Origin of the sequence: Cellulosimicrobium sp. KWT-B, from assembly GCF_002127155.1 — a bacterium.
Lineage (GTDB): Bacteria > Actinomycetota > Actinomycetes > Actinomycetales > Cellulomonadaceae > Cellulosimicrobium > Cellulosimicrobium funkei.
The window spans coordinates 290,308-314,200 of sequence record NZ_NEDO01000002.1; the positions used below are offsets into that span (position 1 = coordinate 290,308).

The 23,893-nt window shown below is 75.6% G+C and carries 22 protein-coding genes; 10 read left to right on the forward strand and 12 right to left on the reverse strand.

All coding sequences use genetic code 11. The features are described 5' to 3' along the window. The first annotated feature begins 182 nt into the window (after positions 1 to 182). The 3 genes from B9L22_RS07550 (at position 183) to B9L22_RS07560 (ending at position 2,960) form a co-directional block, all read left to right on the forward strand. Complete coding sequence (locus tag B9L22_RS07550; RefSeq protein WP_233139855.1) at positions 183 to 1,499, forward strand: NAD(P)/FAD-dependent oxidoreductase; 1,317 nt, start codon at positions 183 to 185, stop codon at positions 1,497 to 1,499. A gap of 219 nt (positions 1,500 to 1,718) precedes the next feature. Continuing rightward, positions 1,719 to 2,165, forward strand: a complete 447-nt coding sequence (locus tag B9L22_RS07555; protein ID WP_143317153.1) for a PASTA domain-containing protein — start codon at positions 1,719 to 1,721, stop codon at positions 2,163 to 2,165. 111 nt (positions 2,166 to 2,276) lie between these two features. Further along, positions 2,277 to 2,960, forward strand: coding sequence for an SDR family oxidoreductase (locus B9L22_RS07560; protein ID WP_086149875.1), 684 nt, complete (start codon positions 2,277 to 2,279; stop codon positions 2,958 to 2,960). Positions 2,961 to 2,963: 3 nt separating this feature from the next. Here the strand turns inward: B9L22_RS07560 and B9L22_RS07565 are convergent, their stop codons facing one another. Together B9L22_RS07565 and B9L22_RS07570 are read right to left on the reverse strand one after the other, a co-directional pair. Beyond that, complete coding sequence (locus tag B9L22_RS07565; protein ID WP_086149876.1) at positions 2,964 to 4,028, reverse strand: hypothetical protein; 1,065 nt, start codon at positions 4,026 to 4,028, stop codon at positions 2,964 to 2,966. Between the two features lie 109 nt (positions 4,029 to 4,137). Beyond that, positions 4,138 to 5,928: a M28 family peptidase gene (locus B9L22_RS07570; RefSeq protein WP_143317155.1), complete on the reverse strand. Its 1,791-nt coding sequence runs from the start codon at positions 5,926 to 5,928 to the stop codon at positions 4,138 to 4,140. Between the two features lie 221 nt (positions 5,929 to 6,149). Here B9L22_RS07570 and B9L22_RS07575 point away from each other — a divergent pair, with 221 nt between their 5' ends. The 4 genes from B9L22_RS07575 to B9L22_RS19965 all read left to right on the forward strand — a co-directional run bounded on the left by B9L22_RS07575 (position 6,150) and on the right by B9L22_RS19965 (position 10,108). Then, entirely contained in the window at positions 6,150 to 7,544 is a 1,395-nt protein-coding gene (locus tag B9L22_RS07575) for an exonuclease domain-containing protein (RefSeq protein ID WP_158097166.1), read from the forward strand. Further along, positions 7,541 to 8,506: a hypothetical protein gene (locus tag B9L22_RS19960; protein ID WP_086150210.1), complete on the forward strand. Its 966-nt coding sequence runs from the start codon at positions 7,541 to 7,543 to the stop codon at positions 8,504 to 8,506. Before B9L22_RS07575 ends, B9L22_RS19960 begins: the two co-directional genes overlap by 4 nt. A gap of 102 nt (positions 8,507 to 8,608) precedes the next feature. Then, positions 8,609 to 9,136, forward strand: coding sequence for an Hsp20/alpha crystallin family protein (locus tag B9L22_RS07585; protein WP_086149878.1), 528 nt, complete (start codon positions 8,609 to 8,611; stop codon positions 9,134 to 9,136). Positions 9,137 to 9,373: 237 nt separating this feature from the next. Then, entirely contained in the window at positions 9,374 to 10,108 is a 735-nt protein-coding gene (locus B9L22_RS19965) for an excalibur calcium-binding domain-containing protein (RefSeq protein ID WP_143317159.1), read from the forward strand. Positions 10,109 to 10,113: 5 nt separating this feature from the next. Here B9L22_RS19965 and B9L22_RS07595 read toward each other — a convergent pair whose 3' ends face one another. Beyond that, positions 10,114 to 10,611 carry a heme-degrading domain-containing protein gene (locus B9L22_RS07595; RefSeq protein ID WP_086149879.1) on the reverse strand — a complete coding sequence of 166 codons (498 nt, stop codon included), beginning with the start codon at positions 10,609 to 10,611 and terminating at the stop codon, positions 10,114 to 10,116. A 25-nt stretch (positions 10,612 to 10,636) separates the two neighbouring features. On the opposite strand from B9L22_RS07595, the gene B9L22_RS07600 reads away from it, so the two are divergent. Beyond that, entirely contained in the window at positions 10,637 to 12,007 is a 1,371-nt protein-coding gene (locus tag B9L22_RS07600; RefSeq protein WP_233139857.1) for an ADP-ribosylglycohydrolase family protein, read from the forward strand. 40 nt (positions 12,008 to 12,047) lie between these two features. Here B9L22_RS07600 and B9L22_RS07605 read toward each other — a convergent pair whose 3' ends face one another. From B9L22_RS07605 to B9L22_RS07630, 6 genes are all read right to left on the reverse strand, one after another. Continuing rightward, positions 12,048 to 14,198, reverse strand: coding sequence for a metallophosphoesterase family protein (locus B9L22_RS07605; protein ID WP_086149880.1), 2,151 nt, complete (start codon positions 14,196 to 14,198; stop codon positions 12,048 to 12,050). 170 nt (positions 14,199 to 14,368) lie between these two features. Next, a complete protein-coding gene (locus tag B9L22_RS07610) occupies positions 14,369 to 15,232 on the reverse strand; it encodes a PaaX family transcriptional regulator C-terminal domain-containing protein (RefSeq protein ID WP_086149881.1) in 864 nt (287 codons plus the stop codon). Next, positions 15,229 to 16,518, reverse strand: a complete 1,290-nt coding sequence (kynU, locus tag B9L22_RS07615) for a kynureninase (RefSeq protein ID WP_086149882.1) — start codon at positions 16,516 to 16,518, stop codon at positions 15,229 to 15,231. The genes B9L22_RS07610 and kynU overlap by 4 nt, the downstream gene beginning before the upstream one ends. Beyond that, a complete protein-coding gene (locus tag B9L22_RS20210) occupies positions 16,515 to 17,582 on the reverse strand; it encodes a hypothetical protein (RefSeq protein ID WP_086149883.1) in 1,068 nt (355 codons plus the stop codon). The genes kynU and B9L22_RS20210 overlap by 4 nt, the downstream gene beginning before the upstream one ends. Continuing rightward, positions 17,579 to 18,448 (reverse strand): tryptophan 2,3-dioxygenase, encoded by an 870-nt coding sequence (locus tag B9L22_RS07625; RefSeq protein ID WP_076404398.1) that lies wholly within the window; start codon positions 18,446 to 18,448, stop codon positions 17,579 to 17,581. The genes B9L22_RS20210 and B9L22_RS07625 overlap by 4 nt, the downstream gene beginning before the upstream one ends. 103 nt (positions 18,449 to 18,551) lie before the next feature. Then, positions 18,552 to 19,241, reverse strand: a complete 690-nt coding sequence (locus tag B9L22_RS07630; RefSeq protein WP_086149884.1) for a histidine phosphatase family protein — start codon at positions 19,239 to 19,241, stop codon at positions 18,552 to 18,554. Positions 19,242 to 19,320: 79 nt separating this feature from the next. Here B9L22_RS07630 and B9L22_RS07635 point away from each other — a divergent pair, with 79 nt between their 5' ends. Further along, positions 19,321 to 20,262: a ribonuclease Z gene (locus B9L22_RS07635; protein WP_086149885.1), complete on the forward strand. Its 942-nt coding sequence runs from the start codon at positions 19,321 to 19,323 to the stop codon at positions 20,260 to 20,262. A 146-nt stretch (positions 20,263 to 20,408) separates the two neighbouring features. Here the strand turns inward: B9L22_RS07635 and B9L22_RS07640 are convergent, their stop codons facing one another. Beyond that, complete coding sequence (locus B9L22_RS07640; RefSeq protein ID WP_086149886.1) at positions 20,409 to 20,834, reverse strand: ChaB family protein; 426 nt, start codon at positions 20,832 to 20,834, stop codon at positions 20,409 to 20,411. Between the two features lie 115 nt (positions 20,835 to 20,949). On the opposite strand from B9L22_RS07640, the gene B9L22_RS07645 reads away from it, so the two are divergent. Continuing rightward, positions 20,950 to 21,621, forward strand: coding sequence for a hypothetical protein (locus tag B9L22_RS07645; RefSeq protein WP_086150213.1), 672 nt, complete (start codon positions 20,950 to 20,952; stop codon positions 21,619 to 21,621). 93 nt (positions 21,622 to 21,714) lie between these two features. Here the strand turns inward: B9L22_RS07645 and B9L22_RS07650 are convergent, their stop codons facing one another. Together B9L22_RS07650 and B9L22_RS07655 are read right to left on the reverse strand one after the other, a co-directional pair. Then, complete coding sequence (locus B9L22_RS07650) at positions 21,715 to 22,500, reverse strand: glycerophosphodiester phosphodiesterase family protein (RefSeq protein ID WP_233139858.1); 786 nt, start codon at positions 22,498 to 22,500, stop codon at positions 21,715 to 21,717. Continuing rightward, positions 22,497 to 23,885 (reverse strand): ABC transporter substrate-binding protein, encoded by a 1,389-nt coding sequence (locus B9L22_RS07655; protein ID WP_086149887.1) that lies wholly within the window; start codon positions 23,883 to 23,885, stop codon positions 22,497 to 22,499. Before B9L22_RS07655 ends, B9L22_RS07650 begins: the two co-directional genes overlap by 4 nt. Between the last annotated feature and the right edge of the window lie 8 nt (positions 23,886 to 23,893).

The window sequence follows — 23,893 nt, forward strand, 5'->3', positions numbered from 1 at the left end:
CGCCTCTACCTCGCGCGACCAGGGCTCTACCTCGCGCGGCCAGGGCTCTGCCTCGGGGGCAGGGTCGGCTGTTCGGCGTGGGGGCGGGGTTCGCCGTAACCTGGCACACGTCGTCGGCGACGTCCGCGACGCAGTCGGGCGGGCACCGGCGCTCTCCCACCCCGTCGCCCCGAGGAGGCCACGTGCCCGAGCCCGTCACCGCTGCCCCCGCACCGGCAGCCGCCACCCCCCTGCCGCACGTCGTGGTGGTCGGCGCCGGGTTCGCCGGGCTCGCCGTCGTCAAGGGGCTCGCGAAGGCGCCCGTGCGCGTGACGCTCGTGGACCGTCGCGTCTACAACACGTTCCAGCCGCTGCTCTACCAGGTCGCGACGGGCGGCCTGAACCCCGGCGACGTCACCTACTTCCTGCGGGGGCTGCGGCTCAAGCAGAAGAACGTGCGGGTCGTGCACGAGCACCTCGTCGGCATCGACCACGAGGCGCGCCGCATCCGCCTCCTCAACGACGAGTGGGTCGACTACGACTACCTCGTCGTCGCGAACGGCGTCACGGCCAACTTCTTCGGCACCCCGGGCGCCAAGGAGAACTCGTTCCCCATGTACTCGCGGTCCCAGGCCATGAAGATCCGGGACACGCTCTTCATCCGCCTCGAGAAGGCCGCGGCGAACCCCGGCAAGGACGAGGGGCTGCGGGTCGTCGTCGTGGGCGGCGGCGCGACGGGCGTCGAGGTCGCAGGGGCGCTCGCCGAGCTCCGCACCGCGGGGCTGCGCCCCGCCTACCCGGAGATCCACGGCGACGCGTTCGAGGTGAAGATCGTCCAGCGCGGCGGCGAGGTGCTCAAGTCGTTCCACCCGAAGCTGCGCCGGTACGCGGCGGAGGAGCTGCGCCGTCGCGGCGTCGGCCTGCACCTGGGCGCCGGGGTCGCGGAGGTGCTGCCCGACGCCGTCGTCCTCACCGACGGCACGCGCATCCGCTCCGACCTCACGGTGTGGTCGGCGGGGGTCCACCCCCACGAGGAGGTCGACGACTGGGGCCTGCCGCGCGGCGAGGGCGGGCGCGTCGTCGTCGGCGACGACCTCCAGGTCGAGGGCCTGCCGGGCGTGTTCGCGGCGGGTGACATCGCGATCTCGCCCGCCGGGCTGCCGCAGCTCGCGCAGCCCGCGATCCAGTCGGGCGAGCAGGTCGCGCGGAACATCGAGGCGCTCCTCGCCGGGCGCCCGACGACGTCCCTGCGGTACTTCGACAAGGGCACCATGGCGGTCATCGGCCGACGCGCGGCGATCGCCGAGGTCGTCGGGAGGCTGCGGCTCACGCGCGGCGTCGCGTGGCTCGCGTGGCTGTTCGTCCACATCATGGGGCTCATCGGGCCGCGCAACCGCCTCACGACGCTCGCCGGTCTGGTCACGCGCTACGGCTTCCCGTTCCACCGTCGGCCCATCCCCATCGTCGGCGACGTGCCGACCGTCCGGCCGCCGAAGCGCACCGGCACCGGGCGCCCCTGACGCCCGACGGCGGCCCGCGCGCGGGCCAACCAGGCACCCGTCGCGTACCCTCGATCACGCAAGCAGTTTCAGGGGGCAACCGGGGGCAGTGTGGTGGTAGCACGTATCCCGGCTCCGTCGTCGACGACGGGCCGGACGCACAGCAAGAAGCACGACGACAGCACGCGCGACGGCGCGCGGCCGCGGGTCGTGGGAGCACCGCGACGCGCACGTGCGGTGGTGCTCGCCGTCGTGGCCGTGACCGCGCTCGCCGGGTGCCGCGTGGACGGGCTGCCGGGCGGCCCGGGGAGCCCGTCGCCGTCGCCCACGTCGCAGCCGACGACGACCCCCACCTCCGAGCCGACCGTCGAGCCGACGCCGGACCCGACCGGCGGCCCCGGTGAGCCGGGCAGCTCGGACGGGGTCGAGGTCTCGGTCGAGATCGAGCCGGCGTTCTCCATGCCCAACCTCGTCGAGACGCGGCTCAAGCAGGCGCGTGCCGACCTGGAGAAGCGCGGGGCGGTGACGGTCGTCGTCGTGGACGCGCGCGACGCGCGGGCCGGTGCTCTGCCCGGCGCGGCCAACGGCTGGACGGTGTGCGCGCAGGACCCGGAGGGCGGGGACCTCGTGCGCGCGTCGCAGACCGTGACGCTCGACGCCGCCCCGAACGCGAAGCAGTGCCCGTGACGCGCTCCTGACCGAGACCCGGCGCACCCGGGCCCGGGTCGCCCCGGGTGGCGGCGCGGACGACGGCGGAGGACGGTGGACTCTCATCCTTCACAGACAGGAGTCCGCCGCATGAAGATCGCCCTCGTCGGTGCCCACGGCAAGGTGGGCCGGCTGCTCGTCCCGATCCTCGTCGACCACGACGCGACCGTCACGGGGATCGTGCGCGCCGAGGAACAGCTCCCGCTCGTCCGCCGCCTGGGCGGCGAGCCGCTCCTGCTCGACGTCGAGCACGCCCCGACCGAGGAGATCGCCGCCGCGCTCGACGGGTTCGACGCCGTCGTGTGGTCGGCCGGCGCCGGCGGCGGGGACCCCGAGCGGACGTACGCCGTCGACCGCGACGCCGCCGGCCGCACCATGGACGCCGCCGTCGCGGCCGGGGTGCCGCGCTACGTCATGGTGTCGTGGATCGGGTCGGTGCCCGACCACGGCGTCGACCCCGACTCGAGCTTCTTCGCCTACGCCGACGCGAAGCTCGCCGCCGACGACCACCTGCGCGGCACCGACCTCGACTGGACGGTCCTCGGGCCGGGCACGCTCACCGACGACGACCCGACCGGGGCGATCCGCGTCGTCGGCGACGGCCCGGACGGCCTCGACGGCGCGGACGACGTGCCCGACGGCGCGGCCTCCCGCGTCTCGCGGGCGGACGTCGCGATGGTGGTCGCCCAGGCGCTGCGCACGCCCTCGACCGTGGGCCGGTTCATCCGCTTCACCGCGGGCGACACCCCGGTGCTCGAGGCGCTCGAGCGCTAGCCGTCAGCGCCCGAGGCGCCGGTCCACCCGCTCGCGCAGGTCGAGCGCCGTGCGGCGCCACGTCGCCGCGCGCGCCACGACCGACCCGATGCTCGTCTCCTCGGCCTTCACGTGCACGACGTCGACCCCGCGCTCCGCAGCCGTGCGGACGATCGTGTCCGTCGCGCCGCGCAGCGCGAGCTGGAGCAGGACCGACGTCGTGCTCGCCTGCGCCTCGCCCGTCCCGAACCGCCGCCGGTAGACGACCTCGGTGACCACGCGGTCGAACATCCGGTCCGGTGGCGCGTCGGCGAGGACGTCGTCACCGTCCGCGTCCGGCGGCAGCACGGCGAGGTAGAGCGAGAGCAGGAGCTCGCTGATCTTGCCCAGCACCCACGCCCGGCCGGGCAGCGGGGGCAGCGCCACGACGTACTGCGCGAGGTTCACCTCCAGCGCCTCGGCCGACAGGCACGTCCACGCGGGCGCCGTGCGGACCTCGACCACGCGGTCCCAGTCGACGTCCTTGCCGTCGAGGCCCACCCGCCGAGGGCCGATCGTCACGGCGCCGAACCGGTCGAGCAGCGCGAGCGGCGCCGTCGCGAACCGCGGCACGTACGGGACGAGCCGCACGACCCCCTGGACCGACACGTCCCACTCGCGCTCGAGCGGGTACGTCGGGCGGGGGTAGGCGGCGATCACGCGGCGCACCCACTCCGCGACGACGTCGTCGAACCCGCCGTCGGCCGCGGCGGCGTCGGGCAGGCGACCGTTCGCGCCGTCGGTCACGGGACCGTCGTCCGCGAGCGCCTCGACGAGCGCGTCCTCCAGCGCGGTGTCGAGGTCAGGTCCGGGGACCGCCTCGGGCGCCGGGTCGCCGTCGTCGGGCCGCGCACGACGGCCGGGGAGCGAGAACGAGGGCCGCGGGAGCCTGGGTCGCGGCAGCGCCCGGAGGGCGGGGACGCGCAGGAGACGTCTCTCGCCGAGCAGCCGCGCGAGGGTGCTGCGCCCGTCGCCCGACGTCGTGCCGGGCAGGTCGGGGCCCTCTCCCGGCTCGTCGTCCGTCGTCGTCAGGAACGGTTCCTTCGCCACGTGCCCCCCGTCCGTCGCGCCTCCCGACGGCGCACCGCGAGCCAGCGTAGACCGGGCGGGGCCGCCCTCCCGTGGAGGACGGCCCCGCCCGTCAGGTCGACGCGGAGGGTCAGCCGCAGTCGATCGCGTCGTAAGACACGTCGTACCGCTGGTACACCGGGTCGCCGCCGCGCCACTGGTAGGCCGCGACCGTCGCGGTACCCGCCGCGACGGACGACGCGCGCGTGCTGAACGACTGGTACGCGTTCTTGTCCGGCGCGAGGGCGCTGAACTTCTTCTCGCCGAACGGCGTGATGAGCCGGACGTCCGCGGGGGCGTCCTCGCCGTTGGCGCCGCGCACGGCGACGTACGCCGTGCCGTTGAGGCACCGCGCCTCCGCCTCGACGGCGTCGACGCGCGGGTTGCCCACGCCGTTGATCGCGAACGTGTCCTCGGACAGCGCGGCGACGGCGTGCCCGATGGCGCGCGACATGATGTCGAGCGCGGTCGCGTCGACGTTGTCGATCGTGTCCGCCGGCGAGTGGTAGTTCGGGTCGTAGAAGATGCCCTCGGTGCCGCCGAACATCGCGACCTCCTCGGCCGTCTTCGAGCCGTCCGCACCGGTGAACAGGCCCGACGCCGGGACGCCGTTCTCGATGAACGCCTGGTAGTCGGAGCGGCCCGAGAACTCGGTGTCGACCCACGGCTGGTCGATGCCGTCGAAGTAGTCGGTGAACACCGCCTCCGTCTCGGCCGAGCCCGGCGGGACCTCGACCGGGGCCGGGTACGTCGACTCGTTCGCGTCGTACACGCCGATGATGTAGTTCGGCGAGCCGACCATGTCGAAGTTGAGGTACGTCGCGATGTCGTCGAGCGCCGCCGGGTCGTTCGCGGCGAGGTCGCTCACGTAGTGGGTCGAGCCGCGCAGGCCGACCTCCTCGGCGCCCCACCACGCGAACCGGACGGCGTTCTCGACGTCCTGGCCGCCGTCGGTCGCGGCCGCGAGCTGGACCGCCACCTCGAGGATCGCGGCGGAGCCGGAGCCGTTGTCGTTGATGCCCGGGCCGTCCTCGACGCCGTCGAGGTGCGCGCCGACCATGACGACGTTGTGGTCGCGCCCGCCCGGGGTCTGGGCGAGCACGTTGAACGTCTCGAACTCCTCGACGTGGGTCTGCAGGTCGTAGGTCGCGACCGGCTCCGCGCCGCCCGCGATCGCGGCGAGGATCTGCTGGCCCGCGGCCTGCGTGATGCCCACCGTCGGGACCCAGGCGTCGTTCTCGGCACCGAGGGTCGGGCTCAGCGCGCCGTCGGTGTTGTTGTAGAGGATCACGGCCGCCGCACCGGCCTGCGCCGCGTACAGCGCCTTGTCGGCGAACGGGCACGAGCCGCGGCTGATCAGCGCGACCGCGCCGCTCACGGCGACCCCGTCCCAGGTGTCGGCGGTGCAGCCCTGGACGAGCGCGTCGGCGGGCTGCACGATCGGGCCCGTGACGCCGTCGTCCGGGGTGTCGGGCGCGAACTCGGCCGGGTAGACGTCCGACGTGACCTCGACGCCGGCCGCCGTGAGGGACAGCTCGTCGGTCTCCAGGTCCTCGAACGTGAAGTACTGGCGCTCGGGCTCGTAGCCCGCGGCCCGCAGGGCGTCCTCGACGTAGACGGCGCTCGCCTCGTAGCCGGGCGTCTCCAGCGCGCGGTTGCCGCCGTTGGCGTCCGCGATGTCCTGGAGGTCCTGGAGCCGCTGCATGACCGCGTCGCCGGTGACGAGGTCCTCGAGCGGGGGCGGTGCCGCGGCGGCCCGCAGGCTGCCGGCGGCCGTGCCGGACGCGGCGCCGAGAGGCTCGGCGCCGACGGGAACTGCGGTCAGCGCCGCGAGCACGAGGCCCGCTACCGCTGCGGACGGGACGATCGTTCGTGGTCTCACGCATCCTCCTCGACAGTGGCCCCCGCGGACCACCCCCGGTCGTGTCGGGTGCGGCCGAGTCGCACACGAGACGCGACGCTGCGGAGGCTCGTGTGCTCGCGAGCGTATGCCTCCCGGGCCGTGCGCGGAACCCCCGCGCGGCACGAGCGTCAGGAGTTCACACGACCGTAACGGCCGTGGCGCCGGGGCAGGCCGTGGGCGACGTCGGGCAGACTGTGCCCGTGCCCGGATTCGCCGTCGTCGACCTCGAGACCACGGGGTTCTCCCCCCGCCTCGGCGACCGCGTCGCCGAGGTCGCGGTCGTCCTCGTGGACGACACCGGTCGCGTCGAGGACGAGTGGTCCACCCTGGTCAACCCCGAGCGGGACCTCGGGCCGCAGCACGTGCACGGCATCGCCGCCGCGGACGTCGCGCTCGCCCCGACGTTCGACCGCGTCGCACCAGCGCTCCTGCGCCTGCTCGCCGGGCGCGTGCTGGTCGCCCACAACGCGGCGTTCGACGCGCGCTTCCTGCGCGCCGAGATCGGGCGCGCCGGGATCGCCGCGGCCATCGACCCCGTCGCGTGCCTGTGCACGCAGCAGCTCGCGAGCCGCTACCTCACGGGCTCGCGGGCGCTGGCCGCGTGCTGCGCGGCCGTGGGCGTCGTGCACGACGGCGTCCACTCGGCCCTGGGCGACGCGCGCGCCACCGCGGGGCTGCTCGGGTACTACCTCGACGTCGCGGCCGACGACGAGTGCTGGGCCGTCGCGCGCGCCGCGGCGGACGGCGTGCGCTGGTCGCTGCCCGCCGCCCTGCCCGGCGCGGAGCCGGTGCTGCGCGGCGCGAGCCGCGCCCGCGGGCACTGGCTCGCGGCGCTCGCCGACCCTCCCGCCGTTCCGGACCCGTCCCCGCCCGGCGCCCCGGGAGCGGAAGCGCGGCGCGACGTGAGCACGTACCTGCGCATGCTCGACGACGCGCTCCTCGACCGCTACGTCTCGCACGCCGAGCGGGCCGCGCTGCTCGCGGAGGCCCGGCACGCCGGGCTCGACCGCGCGACGATCGAGGCCCTGCACCGCGACTACCTGGCCGCGCTGGCCCGGGCCGAGCTCGACGCGCTCGACGGGACGACCGCCGCGGGCGACCGGGACGACGGCGCGGCGCTGCGCGACGACCCGGCGCTGCACGAGGTCGCGGGGCAGCTCGGCCTCGACGCCGACGACGTCGCGGGAGCGGTCGAGGCGGCGCTCGGGACGCGCCTGGTCGACGCCGTCACGGACGTCGGGGCCCCGGGTGCCGCGGTACCGGGCGCCGCCGTCCTGGGCGCCACGGTCCCGACCAGGCCCGCGTTCGTGCTCGCCGCGGGCGACGAGGTCGTGCTCACCGGCTCGATGTCCCGGACGCGCGAGGCCTGGGAGCGCGACGTCCGCGCCGCGGGCCTCTCCCCCTGGCCCTACGTCACGCGCCGCACGCGGCTCCTCGTCGCCGCCGACCCCGACTCCCTCTCGACGAAGGCCCGCACCGCGCGCCGCTACGGCGTCCCGGTCGTCACCGAGGCGGCGTTCGCGCGCCTGCTCGCCGCGCACGAGGGCGCGAGCGGGCGCACGCCCGAGCCCGGGGTGCGACGCTGGGCGTCATGAGCACGCGCAGGACGACGGGCGCCACGACCGAGGAGGCCGGCGAGGACGCGGTCGACGTCGACGCGCTCGTCGACGACCTCTTCGCGCTGCCGCTCGAGCAGTTCGTCGTGGCGCGCACGGCCGCCGCGAAGCGGATCAAGGCGTCGGGCGACGCGGTCGGTGCGGAGCGCGTCGGCCGGCTCACGAAGCCGACGGTGGCGGCGTGGGTCGTCAACCAGGTGGCGCGCGAGCGGCCGGACGACGTCGCCGCGCTCGTGAGCCTCGGGGACGAGCTGCGCGACGCGACGGCCGACCGCGACCGCACCCGCCTGCGCACGCTCGACCGGCTGCGGCGCGAGCGGGTGGAGCGCGTCGTCGGGGAGGTGCGCGACGCGGGCGAGATCGCGGGCCGTGCGGTGTCCGGGACGGCGGTCGACCGGCTCGCGGAGACCCTCACGGCAGCGGTGATGGACCCGGACGCGGGGGCGCTCGTCCGGGCGGGCCGGTTGTCGCAGGCGCTCCAGCACGTCGGGTTCGGGATCGTCGACGAGGGCGGCGAGCCGGCCGACGTCGTCGAGCTGCGCGCGCGCACGGGCGCAGTCACGGACGGCGGCGGGACGGCCGACGGCGACGAGGAGCCCCCGGCCGACGCCGAGGAGGACGCCCAGGAGGCGGCCGAGCGCGAGGTCGAGGAGAGCGCGGCCGAGGTCGACCGGCTGGAGGCCGAGCGCGACGACGCCGACGCCCGCGCGCGCGAGGCGGGGGACGCCGTCGGGCAAGTGGAGGACGAGCTCGCCCGCGTCGAGGACGAGCTCGCGCGGCTCGCCGACGAGCGCGAGACGCTGCGCGCCCGCCTGAGCGACGCGCGGGACGCAGAGTCCGCCGCGCGGGAGGCGCTCGACGCGGTCGACGAGCGGCTCGACGCCGCCGAGGAGCGGGCCGCGGCCGCGCGCAAGGCCCGCCGGGCGGCGCGCCCCCGCTGAGGCCGTTCGTCGTGCGCGAACTCGGGACTGAGCGGGGCACGCTCAAGGTTGCACAGGTCAGACGCCACGGCCCCCGTGGCACGACCGACCTGGAGGACCACCATGATCAGCACCTACACCGTGGCGCCGTTCCGTCCGCTCCCCACCGAGCGGCTCGTGCGCCAGCTCTGGACGCGCCCGTCCGGCGCGGGCGTCGCTCCCACGGGCTTCGCGCCCGCCGCCGACGTCTACCGCGAGGGCGACGACCTCGTCGCCCGGTTCGACCTGCCGGGCGTCGACCCGGAGCGCGACGTCACCGTCGAGCTCGAGGGTCGCCGGCTCGTCGTCCGTGGCGAGCGTCGTGACCAGCGCGTCGTCGAGGCCCCGGCGGACGAGGCGTCCGACGACGCCGAGCAGGCCGAGGGCGAGCAGCCCGCGACGAGCACCGACGAGGCGGCCGAGACCGCCCCGGCCGGGCGCCGCGTCCGCGAGGTCCGGTTCGGCGAGTTCCGCCGCACCGTCACCCTGCCGAAGACGGCGGAGGCGGACGCCGTCCGCGCGTCCTACGACGCGGGCGTGCTCACCGTGACCGTCGCCGGCGTGTTCGCCGGCCGCGCTCCCCAGCGCATCGAGGTCACGCGCGCGGCCTGACGCCGCACCGCCGGCGCGACGCCCGACGTCGCGCCGGCGTGCCGGCCCCGTCCGGTACGGGCGCTCTCTCGCACGGCTCACGGGACCGACGTCCCCGACCGGGTGTCTGACGTCCTTTCACCCCGTCACGCCCTCCCCGAGGCGGCTGACCGCGCGTTAGCGTTCACCTCACGCCCCCAGGAGGGTTCGGTCCTGCCCGTCGACGTCGACGCGGCGACCGCGAGACGAGGACGACGCATGGCCCTGAGATTCAACGCCCCTCCCGGCTGGCCCGTGGCCCCCGGGGACTGGCGCCCCGAGCCGGGCTGGACCCCGGACCCTGCCTGGCCGTCCGCGCCGGAGGGTTGGACGTTCTGGGTCGAGGACACCACCACCGCACCGTCGACCGGGGCCACGCGGCCTCGACGCGGGCGCCGGGCGGCCCTGCTGACCGCAGCGGGCGTCGCTCTGTTCGTCGTCGGGCTGCTGGTCGGACAGGGCAACTCGGGCCGGGCGCTCGACGAGGCCAGGACCCTCGTCGCGCAGGCGGCCGACGAGCAGGACGCGGTCGAGGGCGAGCGCGCCGAGCTGGACGCCGAGCGGACCGCGCTCGAGGAGCAGACGGCCGCCGCGCAGGCGGCCCAGACCGAGCTGGACGAGCGGGCGACGGCGCTCCAGTCGTCGGAAGCCGACGTCGCGGCGCGCGAGGGTGCGGTCGCGACCGTCGAGGCCGACCTGGCGACCCGGGTGTCCGACGTCGAGGGCCGCGAGGCGGCCGTCGCCCAGGCGGAGGCGGCCGCCGCCGCGGCCCGCTCGACCCAGCAGTCCCGGCCCAGCGCCCCGGCCGGGGTCGCGGACACCGGGGGCAGCACGTCCACGTACTACCAGAACTGCGACGCGGTGCGGGCCGCCGGCGCTGCTCCGCTGCTCCGTGGCGAGCCCGGCTACGCCCCCAAGCTCGACCGCGACGGCGACGGCGTCGCCTGCGAGTAGGTGCGTCAGCCCTCGGCCGCGCCCGCGCGGCCGAGGAACGACCGCAGGGCCTCGGTGACGAGCGCGTGGTCGTCGCCCTGCGCCAGCCCGGACACGGTGACGACGCCGACGATCCCGACGCCCTCGACCCGGACGGGGAACGCGCCTCCGTGCGCGGCGTACTCCTGGAGCGGGAGGTCGTGCTTCTCGTTGAACGACGTCCCCGTCACCCGGGCCCGCAGGCCCACGAGGTACGACGACGCCCCGAACCGCTCGACGACCCGCACCTTGCGCTCGACCCAGGTGTCGTTGTCCGGCGTCGTGCCCGCGCGCGCGGCGTGGAACACCTGCTGCGGCCCCTTGCGGACGTCGATCGTCACGGGCAGGTCGCGCTCGTCGGCGAGCTCGACGAGGAGGCACCCGAGCCGCCACGCGTCGTCGTGCGTGAAGGTGCGGAGCACGAGGTCGCGCTCGTCCGCCTCGACGGAGGCGACGAGGGCGGCGAGGTCGTCGGGCGTCGTCATGCGGTCATCGTGGCACGATCACGACGTGACGACGACGCCCGTTCCCCGCCCGGCACCCCTCGACCCGCTCGACCACGGCCTGCTCGACCGCGCGTCGGGGGTGCTGCTCGCGCAGGCGGCGGGCGACGCGCTCGGCGTGCCGTACGAGTTCGCGCAGCCGCCCGGGCCCGGGCACCGCGACGAGGTCGCGGTCATGCGCGGGGGCGGGCTCGGCCCGTACGCGCCCGGCGAGTGGAGCGACGACACGCAGATGTCGGTGTGCGTCGCGCGCGTGACCGCGGCGCACGACGTCCACTCCCCCGTGCCGGACGCGTTCGGGGCGACCCCGCTCGACGACGTCGCCGCCGCGTTCGAGGCCTGGCGCACCGGGGGCGCGTCCGACGTCGGGACGCAGACCGCCGCCGTGCTGCGCGACGCCGCCGCCCGCCGGGGACCTGCCGCGACGCGCCTGCGCGAGGCGTCCGCCGCGCTCCATGCGGCGACCGGTCGCACGGCGGGGAACGGCGCGCTCATGCGGACGGGCGTCGTCGGGCTCGTCGCGCTCGGCGACCGGGACGCGACCGCCCGCGCGGCGCGCGCCGTCGCGGAGATCACGCACACCGACCCGCTCGCCGCCGAGTCGTGCGTGCTGTGGTCGGAGGCCGTGCGCGTCGCGGTGACCGAGCAGCGGCTCGACGTGCGGGCCGGCCTCGACCTGCTCGACGCGGAGGCCGCCGCGCGCTGGTCGGCGTGGGTCGCGGACGCGGAGTCCGCCCGGCCCGAGGCCGACCTCCGGCAGAACGGCTTCACGGTGACCGCGCTCCAGGCGGCGTGGCGCGCGATCGCGACGACGTCCCCGCCGGAGCGCTCGCGGTTCGCGGGCCGGGACCACCTGGTGGCGGCGCTCCAGGCCGCGGTCTCCGTCGGCGGCGACACCGACACCGTCGCGGCGATCGCGGGCAGCCTGCTGGGCGCGCGGTACGGCGCTCGCGCGGTGCCCGAGGAATGGTCCGCGGCCGTCCACGGCTGGCCCGGGATCGGCCGCCGCGTGCTCACGGCGCTGGCGCGCCGCACCGCCCAGGGCGGCCTCGTGCGCTCGGAGGCGCTCGTCCTGCCCGACGGCGACGCGCGCCCCGTGCAGCACTGCCCGCTGTGCGGGACGCTGCTCCGCGAGAACCCCCGCTACCCGCGTCACGTGTGCGGGTGGTGCGCGCAGGACGTCACCGACGAGGCGGGCCGTCCCGTCGTGCTGGCGAACGCGAGCCTCACGGGCGGGTACACCGCGCAGCGCCCCGACGGCTCGCCGGCGTCGTCCGAGGTGCTCGCCGGGAGGGTCTGGATCGACGGCGTCGCACTCCGTGCGCAGGAGGCCCGGTTCGGCGGGGTCGTCGTGCAGCCGCTCGACGACCCCGCCTGAGCCGGCAGCGCGCTCGCGCTCCCGGCCCGGAGGCGTGGCCTCAGCCGCAGGAGACCGCCGGGAAGGCGACGTCCTGGGCGGAGGAGGCGCCGCCGTCGGGCAGGGTGCCCGTGACGGTGACGGACCCGGCGTCGGCGGCGACCACTCGCGTCGAGAACGACTGGTACGCCGCCTTGCCGGGCGCGACCGCCGCGACCGTCCGCGTGCCGAAGGGCGTCGCGAGGGTGACGTCGGCGGGGACGTCGCCGGTGTTCGTCGCGCGGACCGCGACGTACGCGGTGCCCGCGAGGCAGCGGGTGCTGGTCTCGACGGCGAGCGCGGGGCCCGCCTCGTCCTCGCGCTGGAGCGTCACCCGGTCGACGACGCGCTGCGACCCGGTCGCGTACGTGGTGACGGTGAGCGACGTGGGCGTGACGTCGAGGTCGGAGTAGCTGGCCTCGCGCGACTGCTCCCAGCGGGCCGTCCACGGCTTGGCGCCGTCGAAGTCGTAGAACTTCGAGCCCGACGACGAGTTGCCCGTCAGGTAGAGGACCTGGCCGTCGTCCGGGGTGAGGACGTCGCCCTCGGCCGGCGCCGCGGCCGGGACGACCGGCGTCGCGCCCTCCATGAGGTACGAGCGCGTGTAGATGTGGTCGTGGCCCGCGAGGACGAGGTCGACGCCCAGGTCGCTGAAGACGGGCGACAGGGCCTCGCGCAGGCGCACCACGTCGGTGTCGCGCGAGTGGAACGCCTGGCTGTAGAGCGAGTGGTGGAACGTCACGACGACCCAGTCGTACGCGTCGCCGTGCGTGCCGACCACGTCGCGCAGGAACGCCTCGTGCCCCGCGATCTGCGTCGCGGACGAGTCGTTCGAGTCGATCACGACGACGAGCACGTTGTTGTACGCGTACCAGTAGTCGCGGCGCTGCTCGGTCGAGAGGTTCGGCATCGCGTAGTGCTGGTCGTAGAGCGCCGACGCGGTGTCGTGGTTGCCGTCCTGGACGGCGAAGCGCAGCTCGCGCATCTGGCGCGGCGCGAGGAAGCCCGCGTACTGCTGGCTGCTGCCCGCGTTCTCGACCTGGTCGCCCGCGGAGATGAGGAACGCGGTGTCCGGGTGCCGCTCGGTCATGGTGTCGAGGTTGGCGGCCCAGCGCGCCGCGTCGCTCGCGGCGTTGCCGCTCGCACCGATCTGCGCGTCGCCGACGAACAGCGCGGAGAACTCGTCCCCGAACGTCCCCGTCGTGAACGTCGACTGCTCGGACCAGCCGGTCGCCGCGCTGCCCACGCGGTACACGTACGCCGCGTCCTCCTCGAGCCCGGTGATCGTGGCGTGGTGGTACGTCGCGCCGTCCGCGGCCGCGCCGCTCCGGGACGACGACGTCGCGGCCGTCCGCCAGTCGACCTCGCCGCCCGTCTCGTCGGCTCGGGCCCACTGCACCTCGCCCGCGCCGGGCAGCGTCGAGAACCACGCGACGTTGGCCTGCGTCTCGTCCGCGCCGACGTTCAGGGCGACGTCGCGGACCTCGCCGTGCGTCGGGACGAGCGAGCGGACGTCGAGGTAGATGTCCGAGCTCGTCGGCGCGTCCTGGTAGAGCGCGACGGAGATCGTGTTCTCGCCGGGCTCGAACGCGTCGGCCGGGACGACGAACGTGCCCGTCACCGGGTCCGTGCGGCCGTTGCCGTGGTACTGGAGGTTCTCGGTGATCTTCCGGTCGTCGTCGCCGAGGCGCACGACCTCCTCGCCGTTCACGTAGACGATCGCGGCGTCGTCGTAGACGATCTCGCCCTCGAACGCCGGGACGCCGTCGAGGTCGGCCGCGGTGAGCTCCACGTCGGTGCGGAAGAAGAAGGTGGGGACGTCCGTCGTCGTGCCCTCGATGTACTGGGTGAGGAGCGTCGTGATCGGGAAGGCGGCGCCGATCCCCGTCGCTGCGCCGCGCTTCGCGCCGAACGCGCCCGTCGCGGACTTCCACGCGGAGTCGTCGAAGGCGGTGGTCGTCCACACGCGCTGGTCCGCGGCGGATCCCGCCGGGTTCGTGTTGTCGTCGAGGTAGCGCCAGGTCGTGCCGGACGTCGAGAGCAGGGACTCGTCGGCGGCGGCCGTCGAGGTCGCGGTCGCGGCGACGAGCGCCGTGCCGACGAGCGAGACGGCGAGCGCCGACGCCGCCGCGCGCGCGAGCGCGCCGGGCAGCCGGGAGGCGTGCGGGTTCATGGGTTCCTTCGCAGGTCAGGGGTCCGCGCGGCGACGACCGTCGGACCACCGTGGCGGCGTCGGACCCGTGGTGGGAAGCGCTGTCACCGTAGGGAGCGGGGATGGCTCCCACGCGTCGCCGCGGTGAACGCGCGACGGCCGACCGGCGAACAGGGCGCGTTGTGCCCCGGTCAGCTCCCGACGACGCCCCGCACGTGCTCGGACGCGGGAGCCGCGAGGGTCTCGCGGATCCGCTCGAACAGCGCGACGCTCGACGTGCCGGGCCAGTCCGCGGGCAGCGCCGCCGACGGCAGCCCGGGGTCGGCGTACGGGATCGGCCGCCAGTCGTCGACGGCGCGGACCCACCGGGCGAACGCGGCACGCGGCGAGCCGTCGTCCGCGGCGGGTGGGGCGCCGTCGGGCACCGCGCCGCGGCCTGGACGCGAGGCACCGTGTCGGGCGAGGAAGGTGCGGTGCAGCGCCGCGACCCGGTCGAGGTCCCACCAGCGCGCCGCCGCGTCCGCGAACGACCCCGCGACGCGCGGCGCCCCCGCGAGGAACACCGTCGCGGCGTCGCGGACCTCCAGCGCCACGAGGATCTCCTCGACCTCGTCCACGAGGTGACCGGGCGTGATCCACAGCCCGTCCGCGACGCTCCCGGCGCCGATCCACGCGAGGTGCCGGCGCAGCTGGTGCCGCGCGTCGCGCCGCTCCTCGGGCAACGAGTACGACACGAGGCACCACGGGTCGTCGTCGCCCTGCTGCCGGTAGCCGAAGATGCGCCGGTCGCCGCGCGCGAGCATGGGCCCGGCGTCGGGCGCGAGCCGGTACCCGGCGCGGCCGTCGTCGAGCGTCTCGGGCACGAGCAGGCCCTTGGCCTTGACGCGCGAGACCGCGCTGCGCGCCCCCGCGGGCGGCACGCCGAGCGCGCCGAGCAGGTCGACCAGGTCCGCCACCGCGACCGCGCCCCCCAGGGCCCGGACGTACAGCCCGACGACGGTGCGCAGCAACGACGTCGTGCTCCCGGGCCGGGAGTCGAGGTCGTCGAGGATCACGCGGACCCGGCCGCGCCGGGCGCGGTCGTCCGGCCGTCGAGGACCTCGGCCAGGGCGTCGCGCACCGCCTCGACGCCGACGCGCACCTCGTCGAAGCTCGTCGAGAGCGGGGACAGGCCGAGGCGCAGGCCGTTCGGTCGGCGGAAGTCGGGGATCACGCCGCGCTCCCAGAGCAGCGGGAGCGTGGCCTCGAACGCGTCGTGGTCGACGGTCACGTGGCTCCCCCGGCGCTCGGGATCGCGCGGCGACGCGTACCGGGCGCCGAGCGGGAGCAGCAGGTCGTCCACGAGGGCGGTCGCGAGCTCGGTGAGCGCGACGGACTTCGCGCGGACCGCCGCCATCCCGGCCGCGTCGACGAGGTCGAGCATGTCCTGCATCGCGAGCATCCCGACGATCGCGGGCGTCCCCGAGAGGAAGCGCCGGACGCCGTCGTGCGGCGCGTACGCCGGACCCATCTCGAACGGCGCCGCGCTCCCCATCCAGCCCTGGATCGGCTGCGTGAGCGCGCCCTGGAGGTCGGCGCGCACGTAGCCGAACGCGGGCGCGCCCGGACCGCCGTTGAGGTACTTGTACGTGCAGCCCGCCGCGAGGTCGACGCCCCACGCGTCGAGCTCGACCGGGACCGCGCCCGCGGAGTGGCACAGGTCCCACAGGACGAGCGCCCCGGCGTCGTGCGCGAGCGTCGTGATCGCGGCGGCGTCGCTCACGTACCCCGACCGGTACGCGACGTGGCTGAGCAGCACGAGCGCGGTGCGGTCGGAGAGGACCTCCGCCACCTGCTCCGGGGTCACGCCGCCGTCGTGGTCGGGCGTGATCCACCGCAGCGTCGCGCCGTGCTCGCGCGCGACGCCCTCCAGCACGTACCGGTCCGTCGGGAAGTTCCCGGCGTCGAGCACGATCTCGTCGCGGCCCGCGATCTGCGGCGCCGAGAGCGCGGCGCGCACGAGCTTGTAGAGGATCACCGTCGTCGAGTCCCCGACGAACGTCTGGCCCGCCGCCGCGCCGAGCGTCACCGCGCCGATCCGGTCGCCCAGCGTCAGGGGGAGCTCGTACCACTCCTCGTCCCAGCCCCGGATGAGCCGCGCGCCCCAGACGTCGGTCGCGAACCGCGCGAGCCGCTCGGCCGACGCGCGCGTCGGCCGGCCGAGCGAGTTCCCGTCGAGGTAGGCGGTGACCTCGTCGGAGTCGACGAACGCGTCGCGGAACCGCGCGAGCGGGTCCGCCGCGTCGAGCGCGGCCGACCGCGCGGCGTGGTCGGTGGTCGTGGCATCGGTGCGGTCGGTCATCGCCGGTCCTCCGGGGTGCGGGGTGCGCGCGGCGCACCGTGGGGCTCGGGTCGCGCCACGACGACGGCGCGCGCGAACCACGCGGCCACGTCGTCGGGGTCGTCGAGGTCGGGCGGGTCGCCGGGGACCCAGGTCGCGGCGCCCTCGGGGCTGGGCGCGGCGCCGTCGTGCGCGATCGCGCCCAAGAGGGCGCGCGCGTCGAGTCCGGCCTCCGCGAGCGCCCGCAGCTCGCGGGCGTTCACACCGGGCGGGAGCGGGCCGTTGCCGAGGTCGGTGCCGTAGACGACCGTCCCGCCGAGCGCGACGAACCGTCGGACGTTGTCGATCGCGACGTCCTGCTCGGCCGTCGGGCTCCCCCACCCGTGCACGTCGAGCGTGCTCACCCAGCTCACCCGACCCACCTGACCCACCGGACCCACCCGGCCCACCGCGCCGAACACGGGGTTAGGGCCGTTCTCGGCCGTTTTTCGTCGGTGATCCCGTGCTCGAGCGCGTGGAAGGTCGTGGTCGGCGGGGCGGGGGCGGGCCATCGCCGCCAGGAGGTTCTCGGGCAGGCGCTCGCTGAACGGGGCGTGCGCCAGCCGGTCGACGCCCGCCTCGAACGCGCGCGCCGCCATCCCGCGCCCCTCCACGTGCGCGACGACGTCCCGGCCCCGCGCGTGGGCGTGGCCGACGAGCGCGGCGAGGGTGACGTCGTCGGGCACCGGGCCGGCGCCGGAGTGCAGGGCGACCTTGACGAACGACGCCCCCGCGGCGACCTGGCGGTCGACGGCGGCGACGGCCGCCTCGGGCGAGCCGACCTCCTCGACCGACCCGGCGGGCGCCCACGACCGGTCCGACGGGTAGCCGCCGGGGGCGGTGAGGAACGCGCCCGCGAACGCGACGACCGGGAAGCCGGGCCGTCCGGGCCAGGTGCGCGCGACGTCGGGCACCCACCCGAGGTCGTGCACGACGGCGATCCCGCCGCGCCGCACCGCGACCGGGTCGACGAGGCCGAGGTGCACGTGCGCGTCCGCGAGCGGCGGGAGCCAGGTGCCGCCGTCGCCCGCCCGGCCGAGGCTCACGACCGCCCGATCTCGGTGCGGACCGCGAACAGCTCGGGGAAGAACGTGAGGTCGAGGGCGCGCTGGAGGAAGCCGACGCCGCTCGACCCGCCCGTGCCGCGCTTGGTGCCGATGATGCGCAGCACCGTCTTCATGTGGCGGAACCGCCAGAGCTGGAAGTTGTCCTCGAGGTCGACGAGCTCCTCGCACGTCTCGTACGCGGACCAGTACGTCTCCGGGTCGTCGTAGATGCGCCGGAAGACCTCGACCAGGTCGTCGTCGAGCGTGTGCGCGACCGTGACGTCGCGGTCCAGGACGCGCTGCGGGACGTCGTGGCCGTGCCGCGCGAGGTGGCGCAGGAACTCGTCGTAGACGCTCGGCTCGGCGAGCAGGCGGGCGAGCTCCGCGCGCGCGTCCGGCTCGGCGTCGAACACGTCGAGCATGCGCGCGTTCTTGTTCCCCAGCAGGAACTCGACCGCGCGGTACTGCCACGACTGGAAGCCCGACGCGTGCCCGAGGAACCCGCGGAACTGCGCGTACTCGCTCGGCGTGAGGGTCGCGAGCACGGACCACTGCTCGGTGAGCGTGCGCTGCACGTGCTTGACGCGCGCGACGCGCTTGAGCGCGGCGCCCAGCTCGTCGGCGGCGAGCAGGTCGCGCGCGGACAGGAGCTCGTGCAGCACGAGCTTGAGCCAGAGCTCCGTCGTCTGGTGCTGCACGATGAACAGCATCTCGTCGTGGTGCTCCGGGTCGCTCACGGGCTCCTGCGCGGCGAGCAGCGTGTCGAGGTGCAGGTACGACCCGTACGTCATCTGCTCGCGCAGGTCCGTGACGATGTCGGACTCCAGCGCGCGCTCGTTCGGCGCGGGCAGCGGTGCGTCGGCCATCCGTCGAGCGTATGTCACGAACGTGACGACCGCTAGATCCGTGCGATGCGTTGCGATGTCGCAATGATCTAATCATTGCGTCATTCCGACCGGGCGGTAGGGGTCAGTCGTCCGCCGCGGCGCGGCGCTCCTCCTCGTCGACGGGCTCGCCCGTCGGGTCCTCCGCGACGAGGTCGTCGAGGAACGCGCCGCCCAGCGGCCCGTCGCTCAGCCCGACGAACCGCCAGCCCGACGCCGGGTCCCCCTCGACCTCGACGAGCCCGGTGTTCGCGAGCGGGGTCCACGCGAGCCGGTCGACGTCGACGCCCGCGGCGCGCGCGCACGCCCACGCGCGGATCGCCGCGCCGTGCGACACGACGACGGCGGTCTCCCACCCGGTCCGCGCGACGGCGGCGAGCGCGTCGTCGTACCGGTCGAGGAACTCGGTGCCGTCGGGGCCGCCGGGCACCCGCCGGTCGGGCTCGCCGCGGCCCCACGCGAAGACCGTCTCGAGGTAGAGGGCGTGGTCGTCGTGGTCGGCGGACATCTCCAGGTCGCCCGCGTCGACCTCGCGCAGGCCGTCGAGCTCGAGCGGCTCCAGACCGTGGCGCTCGACGAGCGGCGCCGCCGTGAGGTGCGTGCGCACGAGCGTGGACACCGCGACGCCGTCGACCACGCGGCCCGAGAGCGCGTCCGGGATCGCTGCTGCCTGGCGCGCCCCGAGGGCGGTGAGGCCCGGCCCGGGCAGGGCGGTGTCCAGCAGGCCGGCGACGTTGGACGGGGTCTGTCCGTGACGGACGAGGAGCAGGCGCATGGTTCTCCGGTTCTCGGGTGCGGGGGTCTCCTGCCACCCTACGAGCCCGGCAGCGAGCGCGGCGTGGCACGCTGGGCGCATGTCCCGCCGCGAGCTCGTCGTCCTGGGGACGGCCAGCATGGTCCCGACCCGCACGCGCAACCACAACGGGTACGTCCTGCTCTGGGACGACGAGGCGATCCTCTTCGACCCCGGCGAGGGCACCCAGCGGCAGATGACGTTCGCCGGGGTGTCGGCGACCGACCTCACCCGCATCGCGATCACGCACCTGCACGGCGACCACAGCCTCGGGCTCGCGGGCGTCTCCCAGCGCATCAGCGGCGACGGGGTGCGGCACACGATCGGGGTGACCTACCCGGCGTCGGGCCAGCGGTGGGTGAACCACCTGCTCGACGCGAGCGCCCACTACCGCCGCGGCCACCTGGAGCTCCAGCCGCTCACGACGGACGGCGTGGTGCCGCCCGTCCCCGGCCGCCCCGAGCCGAGCTTCACGCTCCGCGCCGAGCGTCTCGACCACACGATCGACGCCGTGGGCTACCGCCTCGACGAGCCCGACGGCCGCTCGCTCGACCCCGCGCTCCTCGCCCGCCACGGGCTCGCGGGCCCGGTCGTGGGCGAGCTGCAGCGCGCGGGCCGCGTCACGACGCCCGACGGCCGGACCGTCACGCTCGACGACGTGAGCGGCCCCCGGCCCGGCCAGTCGTTCGCGTTCGTCATGGACACGCGCCTGTGCGACGCGGTGCACCGGCTCGCGGACGGCGTCGACCTGCTCGTCATCGAGTCGACGTTCCTCGACCGCGACCGCGAGCAGGCCGAGCGCTGGGGCCACCTCACGGCCCGACAGGCGGCGACGGTCGCGGCCGAGGCGGGCGTCCGGTCGCTCGTCCTCACGCACTTCTCCCAGCGCTACCCCGACCCGACGGAGTTCTGGCGCGAGGCCCGCGAGGTGTTCGACGGCGAGCTCACCGTCGCGCAGGACCTCGACCGCGTGCGGGTGCCCCACCGCCGTCGGCCCGCCTGACGCCGACGAACCACCACGGCTCTACCTCGCGGAACCACGGCTCTACCTCGCGGAACCACGGCTCTACCTCGCGGGACCAGGGCTCTACCTCGGCGAGGTAGAGGCGCGGTCGCGCGAGGTAGAGGTGGGGTCGCGGGGTCTGCGGGTCAGTCGCCGCGGGCGCGGCGGGTCGCGCGGTCGTTGGCGCGCTGGATCGCCTCGACGAGCTCGTCCTTGGTCATGGTCGACCGGCCGTCGACCTCGAGCCTGCGGGCGACGTCGAGCAGGTGCTCCTTGGTCGCGTTCGCGTCGACGCCGCCCGCGGTGTCGGTGCTCGCGTCGAGCCCGCCCTCCTCGGCGCGCTCGTCGGACGGGCCGGGCTCGTCCTTCGGCTCCCAGTGGTCGCCGATCTTCTCGTGCGTGTGCTTGAGCGCCGCGAACGCCACGCGCCGCGCGCGCTCCTCGGAGCCGTACTGCTCCATCGCGGCGTCGTAGGCCTTCGCGAACGTGCGCTGCGCCTTCTCGTCCGAGCGCTGCAGCGTGCTGGGGATCTCGGACTGCTTCGCGTCGCCGTCGCGCGTCGTCTTCGGCACGGGTCACCTCCTGCTGCCCGACGGCGGTCGCCGCCTCCCCCGAGCGTCCCGCCCCGGGCGACGGCTCGCGCGCCGAACGGGGGCGGGCGCACCGGGCGCGGCCTACGCTGCCGGGATGTCGAGCGTCCTGCGGTTCCGCGGCCGCATCGCGGGCTGGGGCACGGCGTCCGGGACGCGGGTCGTCGTCGGGCGCTGGGACGTGTCGCCGTTCGGCGCGTTCGCCGACGTCATGGTCGAGCGGCCCGACGGCGAGCGCCTCCTCCTCGCGCCGTCGCGCCCCGTCGCGGAGCTCGTCGCGTCGACCTACCGCTTCGACCGGGTCGTCCTGGTGCCGGTCGCCGTCACGGACGAGCCGGCCCACGCCGTGCCCGCTGCCACCCGCGACCACGGGGCGGGTGCGCGACCGGGCCGCGGCCGCCTGCCGGACTGGCACGTGGTGGCCGGGCCGCTCGAGGCGCGGCTCGCCGTCGGGCCGCGCACGACTCTGGGTCGCGTGCTGCGCGTGGTGCCCCGCCGCGTCGCGACATCGCGTCACGCGACCGTGCTCACCGACCCCGTCGCGCGCGTGCTGCTGCGCGGGGTCCGGACGCGGGGCAGCGCGGGGCCGGGGCGCACCGAGCACTACGGCGCGACCGACGTCCGCGCGCTCGTCGCCGCGCAGACGCGCTGGGACGGGACGTCGTTGGGCGACCTGCGCGACGTCGTCCCGCCGGTCCGGTTCGGCTTCGGGTCGACCCCGCCCCGGCCGAGCGTGACCGACGTCGTCACGACCATCGTCGTGCGCTGACCCCGGGAGGCGTCCGCGGCGGGACGCGAGACCGGGGCCGCGCGCCGGACGACGAGCGTCCGGCGCGCGACCCCGGTGCGACCGGTCCGGGCCTCAGACCCCGCGGGCCGCGAGCCAGCCTGCGAGCCGGTCGGGACGGTCGGTGATGATCGCGTCCACCCCGAGGTCGACCGCGGCGGCCCAGTGCGCGGGCTCGTTGAGCGTCCAGACCGCGACCTCGAGACCAGCGTCGTGCAGGCGCTGCACCAGGCCCGGGTCCTCCAGGAGGAGCGCGCCCATCGGGTTGCACGTCACGAGGTCGAGCTCGGCGCACCGCGCGAGCACGTCGTCGTCGAGCGCCACGACGAGCAGCCCACGGCGCAGGCCCGGGTCGGCCTCGCGCAGCGCCGCGACCGTCTCGGGCCAGAAGCTCTGCGCCACGACCCGGTCGGCGAGGCCCGCGAAGCGGATCGACCCGGTGACGCGCCGCACCTGCTCGACCGTCCACGACCCCTTGAGCTCGAGCAGCAGGTCGGTGCCCGGCCGCCGCACGAGGAGGTCGACGACCTCGGCGAACGTCGGCACGCGCTGGCCGCCGAACGCCGGGGAGAACCACGACCCGGCGTCGAGCGCCCGGATCGCCGCGCGGTCGAGCCGCGCGACCGTGCCGCTGCCGGACGTCGTCGCGTCCACGGTGTCGTCGTGGATGACGACGGGCTCGCCGTCGGCCGTGAGCTGCACGTCGATCTCGATGCTGTGCGCGCCGGCCCGCCACGCCGCCTCGAACGCGGCGAGCGTGTTCTGCGGCGCGACGGAGCTGTTGCCGCGGTGCGCGATCACGCGCGGGCGCGCGGCCCGGTCCGGCACCGAGCCCGTGGGCGCGAGGGCGGTCGCCGTCACAGGTACGGCTCCACGTTCTCGCTGTACGCCGTCTCGATGCGCGGCGCGACGGACTCGAACGCGGCCGCTGGGTCGGCGCCCTCGATGACGATCTGCTCGATCGCCTCGTTGAGCAGCGCGTCGGCGCCCGGGATGAAGACGCGCGCGTCGTCCTGCGGGCGCGCCTTGTCGGCGAGCTGGTCGACGGCCGTGCGGAACTGCGGCGTCGCCTCGTAGATGGCCTTCATGGTGTCGGACTCGACGGCCGACGTGCGCACCGGCATGTAGCCCGTGTTCTGCGAGAAGTACGCGGTGTTCTCCGTGTCCGTGAGGAACGCGAGGAACATCGCCGCGGCGAGCTGCTGCTCGGGCGACTTCGACGACGGGATGGCGAGCCCGGTGCCGCCGGTCGGGGTGCCGCCGCCGTCGGGGCCGTCGGGCAGGTACGCGGTGCCGACCTCGAACGACGCCGCGTCGAGCGCGCCCTTGAGCGAGCCCGTCGAGCCGATGGTCGAGGCGATGAGACCGGACGAGAAGTCGACCATCGCGTCGTCCGCGGAGAGCGTCGCGACGCCCTTCTCGTGGAAGAGGTCGTGCAGGAACTGGCCGCCCGCGACCGACTCCTCGGAGTCGAGCGTGAGGTCGAACCCGTCGGAGTACGCGCCGCCCTGGCCCCAGATCATGTTCTCGAACCACCACGCGCCCCACGACGGCCCGGTGGACAGGCCGAGCGTCGAGCCGCCCGACGGGACGAGCGGCTTGAGCGACGCGTCCCACTCCTCGAGCTCCGCCCAGGTCTCCGGCCCGCGGTCGGGCAGGCCGGCCGCCGTCCACAGGTCCTTGTTGTAGTAGAAGAGCGGCGTCGAGCGCGCGTAGGGCACGGCCCAGTGCTGGTCGTCGTACTCGTAGTCCGCGTAGAGCGCGGGCTGGAAGTCGTCCGCGTCGGCGTCGACGAACTCGAGCACGTCGTCGAGCGGCAGGATCTGGTCGTTGAGGTGGTAGCGGAACCACCACACGTCGGACGCGATGACGACGTCGGGCAGCTCGTCGGTCTGCGAGGCGGCCTGGAAGCGCTGGGCCACCTCGTCGTAGTTGGCGCCCGCGGTCACGAGGTTGACCGTGATGCCGGACTCCTCCTCGAACCGGTCGATGAGCTCCTGCTCGATCTCCTGCGACGTGCCGGGGTGGTTGCTCCACCACGTGATCTCGGACGCGGGCTCGACGGCGGACCAGTCGACGGCCTCGGCCGCCGCGTCGTCGCCCGCGGTGCCGGCGCCGTCGGCCCCCGCCACGCTCGGGCCGGCGCACGCGGTGAGCGCGAGGGCGGTGACCGCCGTGAGGGCGGTGGCGGCGGCGCGGGCCCGACGGCGGCGCGCGGGCCGGCCGGGTGCGGTGCGGTGGGACACAGGTGCTC